Annotated in this window: 7 protein-coding genes; 1 reads left to right on the top strand and 6 read right to left on the bottom strand. The window is 33.4% G+C overall.

The annotated features are described in order from the left end of the window. Positions 1 to 99 precede the first annotated feature (99 nt). Complete coding sequence (locus RSB60_RS05340) at positions 100 to 1,233, bottom strand: leucine-rich repeat domain-containing protein (protein ID WP_332614994.1); 1,134 nt, start codon at positions 1,231 to 1,233, stop codon at positions 100 to 102. 244 nt (positions 1,234 to 1,477) lie between these two features. Between RSB60_RS05340 and RSB60_RS05335 the strand changes: the two genes are divergently transcribed. Then, positions 1,478 to 2,296 carry a MerR family transcriptional regulator gene (locus RSB60_RS05335; RefSeq protein ID WP_332475204.1) on the top strand — a complete coding sequence of 273 codons (819 nt, stop codon included), beginning with the start codon at positions 1,478 to 1,480 and terminating at the stop codon, positions 2,294 to 2,296. Positions 2,297 to 2,430: 134 nt separating this feature from the next. On the opposite strand, the gene eno is transcribed toward RSB60_RS05335, so the two are convergent. From eno to glgD, 5 genes are all read right to left on the bottom strand, one after another. Then, entirely contained in the window at positions 2,431 to 3,747 is a 1,317-nt protein-coding gene (gene eno, locus RSB60_RS05330) for a phosphopyruvate hydratase (RefSeq protein WP_323382298.1), read from the bottom strand. A 90-nt stretch (positions 3,748 to 3,837) separates the two neighbouring features. Then, positions 3,838 to 4,581 (bottom strand): triose-phosphate isomerase, encoded by a 744-nt coding sequence (gene tpiA / locus RSB60_RS05325; protein WP_323382297.1) that lies wholly within the window; start codon positions 4,579 to 4,581, stop codon positions 3,838 to 3,840. 1 nt (position 4,582) lies between these two features. After that, entirely contained in the window at positions 4,583 to 5,782 is a 1,200-nt protein-coding gene (locus tag RSB60_RS05320; protein WP_323382296.1) for a phosphoglycerate kinase, read from the bottom strand. A gap of 235 nt (positions 5,783 to 6,017) precedes the next feature. Further along, positions 6,018 to 7,451 (bottom strand): glycogen synthase GlgA, encoded by a 1,434-nt coding sequence (gene glgA / locus RSB60_RS05315; protein WP_323382295.1) that lies wholly within the window; start codon positions 7,449 to 7,451, stop codon positions 6,018 to 6,020. 8 nt (positions 7,452 to 7,459) lie between these two features. Continuing rightward, on the bottom strand, positions 7,460 to 8,575 hold the full coding sequence (gene glgD / locus RSB60_RS05310) for a glucose-1-phosphate adenylyltransferase subunit GlgD (RefSeq protein WP_323382294.1): 1,116 nt from the start codon (positions 8,573 to 8,575) through the stop codon (positions 7,460 to 7,462). Positions 8,576 to 8,578: the final 3 nt, after the last annotated feature.

Raw genomic sequence — 8,578 nt, 5'->3', positions numbered from 1 at the left:
TGACAATTGTTTTGGCAGGAACTGTTTTCATAAAATTCACCTCTTTGCCATTGTCGCATAAAAAAGATGCCATATTGGGTCATATTTAAATGGTGAATATTAATTATTGACCCCCCCCCCCCCCCCATTTTTTTGAGGGATTTCTAATTTCCATGAAATTGTGTTACAACCACCACTTTCAACAGTTTCATTTCCTACTTTATAATCAAAAGTAACACTCATAGATTCCTTCGTGTTTATATCAAAATGTTTTTTCAAATTATCATCAATTGAAATTTTAATAACATTTCTATTTTTATCTACCTCTGCATGATAGCACTGATTTCTTATCTCCCAAACTAGATTATCAATTCGGTCAATTTCAATATCTTCACTTATCCTTGATGGATGTATTACAATTGAATCATCTTCAAAATAAAATTTATTTAAATTTTCATTTTGAATTTGAATTCCTTGAACCCAAAGTATATTTCTTCCAATTTCTTCAACTCTTTCAGGAATTTTAATACCTGTCATTGAATTTGATGAAAAAGCATAATTCCCAATTACTTTTACATGACTAGGTAATACTACTTTCTTCAGTTTATTATTTGAGAATGCGTGTTCGCCTATTACCCTTAATGATGATGGTAAATCCACTTCCTTTAATAGACAATCAAACAAGATGAAATGTGGAATTCTTCTAATCCCTTCAGAAAAAATTGCTTTATCAACTTTATTCTCTTGGAATATGCATCCACGTCCTTTAAGTGTTAAATCAGAGTTAATCTCAATATATTTTATACAGTTATTTTTAAATGCATACTCATCTACGACTTTAAGTGACTGTGGTAAACGTAATGTCCCTAAAATATAGTTATTGGCAAAACAAGATTTACCAATACTTTGAATACTCTCAGGTAGTTCCAAACTTCCTAATCTATTCATGTAAAAAGCAAAATCACCTATTTCAAGTAATTCTTCTTCAAAATGAATTGTCTCAATAAGATTATTTGAAAATGCATAACTATCAATTTTCTTAATCGAGTCAGGTAAAACAACACTTCTTAGTCGTTTATCCTGAAATGCCTTAATCCCAATCTTTATTACAGGGATTCCTTTGATCATTGATGGTATAACCACTTCATAACCGCCTATTGCTTCATTATAATCTACGATTGTTCCAGTCTTTTTATTAAACTTAAAAGCATCATGATTTGTGTCTTCTGATAAATTATTTCTTTTATTTTCCATATTACGTATACACTTAAAATACTTGAATTCCATTAAGTATTTTAAGCCTCTCCCCTGCCCTCTACCTAACTTCCATTTGTGTTATAGTGCTAACTTTTTATAATTCTTTCTAGTAAAAATTACAAAACTATTTCCCAGCTAATGTTTGGTTTGATACTTCGCATCTATTGACACTTAGTACAACCAACTATATAGTTAATATACATCGTACACTGATGTGCGAGTCAAGTTAGGAGAATTTATCATGACGAATGATAGCAATAATTCATACGTTCCCACATTATTCCAAATAGGTACTGTCGCAAAAACTTTGAATGTTACACGAAAGATGATTTTAAATTATGAAGAACATGATCTTTTGACACCAGCTACTAAAGATCCAGTAACTGGCTATCGATATTACACTGCTGACAATATGACACAAATCCAATTAATTCGCTCATTTCAAAAATATGGACTATCTTTGGAAGAAATAAAAAATTATCTTGTTGGTTCTACTGAGCTTAATGTGACAATCAGTCGATTAGAAGATCTTAGAAATCAAATTGACATGAGTATTTCAAAACTTTATATTCGTGCTAATTCATCTAACAAATTAGATTACTATTGGACTACTCTTCCACATCAAAAGTCATATTCTAAAGAATATGCTGGTACTTCTTTAGCAGATCGCACTAAAGAATTACGAGATGCCTATCTACATGTTATTCATCACCACAAGATTAACTTCGAAAATGGTTACATGTTTAGTGAACTATCACTCAGCGATGTTTCTCACCGTAATATGTACATTCCAGTAGATGAATCCTGTTCAGGTGAAGGCATATCAATAACTCCTGAAATAACTGCAATTTGTGTTTGTTATAAGGGCCCTTATGAAAATCTAGAAAGTATAGCTAACTCATTACTTGAATTTATCAATAGTAAACAAATTCAACCTTTAGGTACTATTCGCTATATTTATTTAGAAGGTCCACCCAATCGAGGTGCAGATAAAGATTCTTATTTAACTATCATCGCAATTCCTGTCAAAGATATCTATCAAGGTATTCCAAGAAGGTAAATCCAGAATAAATATTAATTTAAAAAGAAATGGATAAGAAAAATATCCATTTCTTTTTATTACTTTATCACTACTTAGCTTCTTAACAGAACATAAAAAACTCACTAACCGAAGTTAATGAGTTTTTAAGTAAACTATTTGTTTTTAACGTTATAGAAAGCTTGACGTCCAAGATATTTTGCTACAGCACCTAATTCATCTTCGATTCTGATTAATTGGTTGTATTTAGCAATACGGTCTGTACGTGACATTGAACCTGTTTTAATTTGTCCAGCATTGAATGCAACAGCGATATCAGCAATAGTTGTATCTTCTGTTTCACCAGATCTGTGAGAAACTACACAAGTATAACCAGCTTCTTTAGCCATTGTCATAGCATCGAAAGTTTCTGTAAGTGTACCAATTTGGTTAACTTTAATAAGGATTGAATTTGCAATTCCTCTGTCGATTCCTTCTTTAAGAATAGCTGGATTAGTAACGAATAAGTCATCACCAACGATTTGGATCTTATCACCGATACGATCAGTTAATACTTTCCATCCGTCCCAGTCTCTTTCTCCAAGACCGTCTTCGATAGATACGATTGGATATTTTTCTACCCATTCAGCATACATATCAATCATTTCAGCAGTAGTTTTTGTACCACCATTTGATTTAACTAGTTCATAAACTTTAGTTTCAGTGTTATAGAATTCAGATGCAGCAACGTCCATAGCGATAGCGATATCACCAGGTTTTCCTTCTTTAGAAGGATTATATCCTGCAGCTTTGATAGCCTCAACGATTAATTGAAGAGGTTCTTCATTACCATCTTTACATGAAGGAGCAAATCCACCTTCATCACCAACGTTTGTATTATAACCTTTTGATTTTAATACTTTACGTAAGTTGTGGAATGTTTCAGCACCCATACGTAATGCTTCTTTAATATCTGAAGCTCCGATAGGCATAATCATGAATTCTTGGAAGTCTACTGTAGAGTCAGCATGGCTACCACCATTAAGAACGTTCATCATTGGAACTGGTAATGTTTTACCATTGAATCCACCTAAGTAACGATATAAAGGCATACCGTAGAAATCAGCAGCTGCAATAGCACAAGCCATTGAAACACCAAGAATAGCGTTAGCTCCTAATTTAGATTTGTCTTTTGTACCATCAAGATCGATCATTGCTTTATCAACACCACATTGATCAGTAACATCCATACCGATAATTGCATCAGCGATAATGTTATTTACATTTTCAACAGCTTGAAGAACACCTTTACCCATGAAGCGAGTTTTGTCGCCATCACGTAATTCAAGAGCTTCTCTTTCACCTGTTGATGCTCCACTTGGAACCATTGCGCGTCCAAATGCACCAGATTCAGTTGTAACTTCTACTTCAATTGTTGGATTACCACGTGAGTCAATAACTTCGCGTGCGTATACGTCTACTATATAAGGCATTATAATACCCTCCTTCTTTCTCAATCATTATACATTTCATTATGTATTTTTTAAACACTTATTCAATTTTTTTACAAAGCTTTTACTTATTTATTTTGTAGCATCGATAATTGCAGTGAATGAATCTACTTTTAATGAAGCCCCACCAATTAATGCACCATCGATATCTTCGCAAGCCATGTATTCTTTGATGTTTTCAGGTTTAACTGATCCACCGTATTGAACACGAACACCTTCTGCTGCATCATCACCATACATTTTACGAACTTGGTCACGAACGATTGCGCAACAGTTTTGAGCATCATCTTTACTAGCAGATTTACCAGTACCGATAGCCCAAATTGGTTCATAAGCAATTACAATGTCTTTAACACAATCAGCGCACATGTCAGCTAAGCTTCCAGTCAATTGATCACGGATAACTTTTTCAGTTTGCCCTGCATCATATTGTGCTTCTGTTTCACCGATACATAGGATTGGTGTAATTCCAGCTTTAACTAAGCGTTTAGCTTTCTTATTAACTGTTTCATCTGTATCTCCAAACATCGTACGACGTTCAGAGTGACCAATGATACAATATTTAACATTTAATTCTTCTAACATTGGTACACTTACTTCTCCAGTAAATGCTCCATTGTCTTCAAAATGGCAATTTTCTGCAGCAATGATTAAATTCTTTGCAGTAGCCGTTGCATCTTTAAGTGCTGTGAATGGAGCACCTACTCCATAATCAGCAGCATCATGTAAAACTGGTTCAATTGCATTGATGAATTCAACTGTTTCTTTACATGTTTTATTCATCTTCCAGTTTCCAACAATAATTGGTTTTCTCATTTTATGCTTTCTCCTGAATAATTGCGATACCAGGAAGTTCTTTACCTTCCATGTATTCTAGTGAAGCTCCTCCACCAGTTGAAATATGACTAAATTTGTCTTTGAATCCTAAGTTAATTGCAGCAGAAGCAGAATCTCCTCCACCGATAACTGTCATTGCATCTGGTAATTCAGAAATTGCTTTACAAATTTCAATTGTACCTGTTGCAAATTCAGGTTTTTCAAATACACCCATAGGTCCATTCCATACTACTGTATGAGCACCTTGTAATTCATTTTTAAATAATTCGATTGTTTTAGGTCCAATATCAAGTCCCATATAACCATCTGGAATTGCATTGATTTCTACTGTTTTAATATCTGTTGGATTTTCAAAGTCATTTGCAACAACAGCATCCACAGGAAGAATTAATTTTCCATTACCACGAGCCATGAAATCTTTAGCCATATCCACTTTATCAGCTTCAAGTAATGAAGTTCCTACGTTATGTCCTTCAGCAACTGCAAATGTGAAAGCCATACCACCACCGATAATTACTTTATCAGCGATTGTTAATAAGTTTTCAATAACTGCAATTTTGTCAGAAACTTTAGCTCCACCTAAGATAGCAACTAATGGACGTTTTGGATTGTCGATAGCAGCACTTAAGTTTTCAATTTCTTTTTGAACTAAGAAACCACAAGCACTTGGTAAGTGTTCAGCAATTCCTACTGTAGAAGCGTGCGCTCTATGTACTGATCCAAAAGCATCAGATACAAATAAATCACCAAGTTTAGCCCAATAAGCAGCTAATTCAGGATCATTTTTACTTTCACCTTTTTCATAACGAGTATTTTGAATTAGGATAATTTCTCCTTCATTCATGTCAGCAACAGCTTTTTCTAAAACCTCACCACGTGTTTCAGGTACAAATGTTACTTTATTTGACACAAGTTCAGCTAAGCGTGCTGCAACCGGAGCCATATTGTTTTTCTTTTTTCCAGCTTCACATTTTTCTGGATCTTTATGATCAATTTTTCCTAGATGTGACATAAGAATAACTTTAGCACCATGTTCAGTTAAATAGTTGATTGTAGGAAGAGCAGCTTGGATACGATTATCATTTGTAATCACTCCATCTTTTAAAGGTACGTTGAAGTCAACACGTACTATGACACGTTTGCCCTTTACATCTAAATCTTTTACAGTTTGTTTTGCCATGCAAATTTTCCTCCTTTTTGCTCTTAAATTATAGCACCGAAATGAAGTTTAAGTAAACGGTAAAAACATCTTTGTGTATCTTTTCACAAATTGAAAACGCTTACTTTCAAACTTCCTCTTTTTTAATTGAATTATGCTTAATACTTTTCTAAAAAACACTTTGTATCCCTAATCATTTTTTACCTTTTAATACTCATTTTTTGATAATAAAAAGTAGAAGCAATTAAGCCTCTACTTATAGTATTTCATATAACTCTTGATATAGATTTGCACTGTATTCCCAACTAACATCTGTATTCATTGCATGTTGCACTAATTCTTTCCATCCTTCAGGATTCATGTAATAAGTATCACATGCAAATTTTAATGTATGAACTAAATCATCACCACTAAATGCCCAAAAACTAAATCCATTGCCTTCATTTGTATATTGATTGAATGCATGTACAGTGTCGCGCAATCCACCTGTTTCTCTTACAAGCGGAAGTGAACCATAACGCATTGCAATTAATTGTCCAATACCACAAGGTTCATATAGTGATGGCATTAAGAATAAATCACAGCCAGCATAAATTTGATGCGCTAAATCTTCATTATATCCACAATAGTAAACTGCTCTACGTTTGTATTTTTCTTCCATGTAACGGAATGTACTTTCAGCATCTTCTTCTCCAGTTCCTAATACTACAAACTGAATATCGAGTCCCATAATATCCGCTAATCTTTCAGCAATGAGATATACTCCTTTTTGATATGTAAGACGTGATACCATTCCAATCATTAATACATCTGGTGCTTCTCTTAAGCCTAATGCTTTTTGAACAGCAAGCTTATTATCTTTTTTACCTTTAGCTACATTCTTCGCTGTATAGTTCTTCGCAAGTAGCTTATCTGTTTGTGGATTCCATTCAGTTACATCAATGCCATTTACAATACCCCATAAATCATGTTGGCGATATCGAAGTATTTCATCAAGATGTTCACCATATTCAGGTGTTAATATTTCTTTTGCATATGAAGGCGAAACAGTAGTTACTTTATCTGAATACACAATGCCTGTCTTCATAAAACTAATACCACCATCATAACGCATTGATCCATCTTCATAATATTTGAATGATAAACCTAGGCAAGACCCTAAAATATCTTTAGGAAAGTTCCCTTGGAATGCTAAATTGTGAATTGTATACACATGTTTAACTTTATCAAAATGCCAATCACTACCATAGTGAATCTTCGTAAGTGCTGCTAGCATTCCAGTATGCCAATCATGTGCATGTAAAATATCTGGATAGAAATCAATCATTTTGCACATTTCTAAAATTGCTTTTTGGTAGAATGAAAATCTTTCTCCATCATCTGGAAAACCATATAATCCATCTCTTTCAAAATAAGCTTGATGTTGAACAAAATAATAAACTACACCATCAACTTCAGTTTGAAAATAACTTGCTGGTTGATCAATCCACCCACTCTTTATTTGTAATGTTCCCAAATATTCAAGTTGATCAAAATATTTATCCGCAATTTTTTTGTAAAGTGGTAATACGACACGTACGTCATATTCTCTTTGCTTAAGTATTTTGGGTAATGACCCAATAACATCAGCCAATCCACCACTTTTAATAAAAGGTAATCCTTCTGCTGCCGCAAATAAAATTGATTTCATAAAGCCTCCTAAATTCGATCTCGACGTTTAACGTAAATTGGTGCTTCTGGTGTTCCCACTAATTTCTTAACATGATGAACAATTGCACTCTTATCTACAATTACAGTATCTAGTTTAGCACCTTCACCAATAAATGCGCCAGGTAAAATAATGCAATTCTTAACTACTGCACCTTTTTTAATTGTTACATTACGACCGATTACACAATTTTCAACGCGACCTTCAATCAAGCACCCATTAGATACAATGCTTCCTTTTACAGTTGCATCAATTGAATAACGTGTTGGTGGTGAATCATTTGTCATTGTATGAATTGGCCAATAGTCTACAAATAATTCAGATGCTAAATCTGGACAACGTAGTTCCATACTTGCTTTATAGTAAGCTGGTAGTGAATTTATACATGCTACATAACCACGTACTGGATATCCCACCATTTTCAATTCATCATATACTTCTTTCAAAATATCTTTAAACCAATAAAGTGCACTTGTATTTGCCGCACGATTAATAAGTTCAATAAATAAGCGTCTGCTCATTACATATGTTTCAAGTGAAATAGCACGAGTTTTATATTTACCACGATTTTCTTCAATACCATTTACACGTTTTTCTTTATCCATTGATAATGTATCACAACCAATAAATTCATGCTTAGCTGTATCTACATTTTTATATAAAACAGTAATGTCATTTTTAGATGCTATATGTGATTCTAATACTTCATTAAAATCAATACTATAGATCATATAACTCGGTGCAATAATTACATAAGGTAAATTACTTTCTTCAATGTATTGCATATTTTGTAGAAAACTTCCAATATCGTGATTATATACATCAGACATTACTTTGCTTTCACCATATAATAAACGCAACTTACCACGTTTAGAATTGATATTGTAATGTAATCCTGTTCCTAAATGTTCAATTAAACTTCGCGGTTTTTCTTTAATATGAACTTGAATTTGTGATAATCCAGAATTTGTCATATTTGATAATACAAAGTCAATAATTCGATAGCGACCTAGAAAGCTAATTGCTGGAACTGGACGATAATTACCAAGCCCTTCAATATCCGCCGTTGAATCTTCGAAATTCACAATCCCTAAAGCATCAATCATTGT

Origin of the sequence: Anaerorhabdus sp., from assembly GCF_036657415.1 — a bacterium.
Taxonomy (GTDB): Bacteria; Bacillota_I; Bacilli_A; order Erysipelotrichales; family Erysipelotrichaceae; genus Anaerorhabdus.
This window is presented reverse-complemented; position numbering and strand designations above follow the sequence as displayed.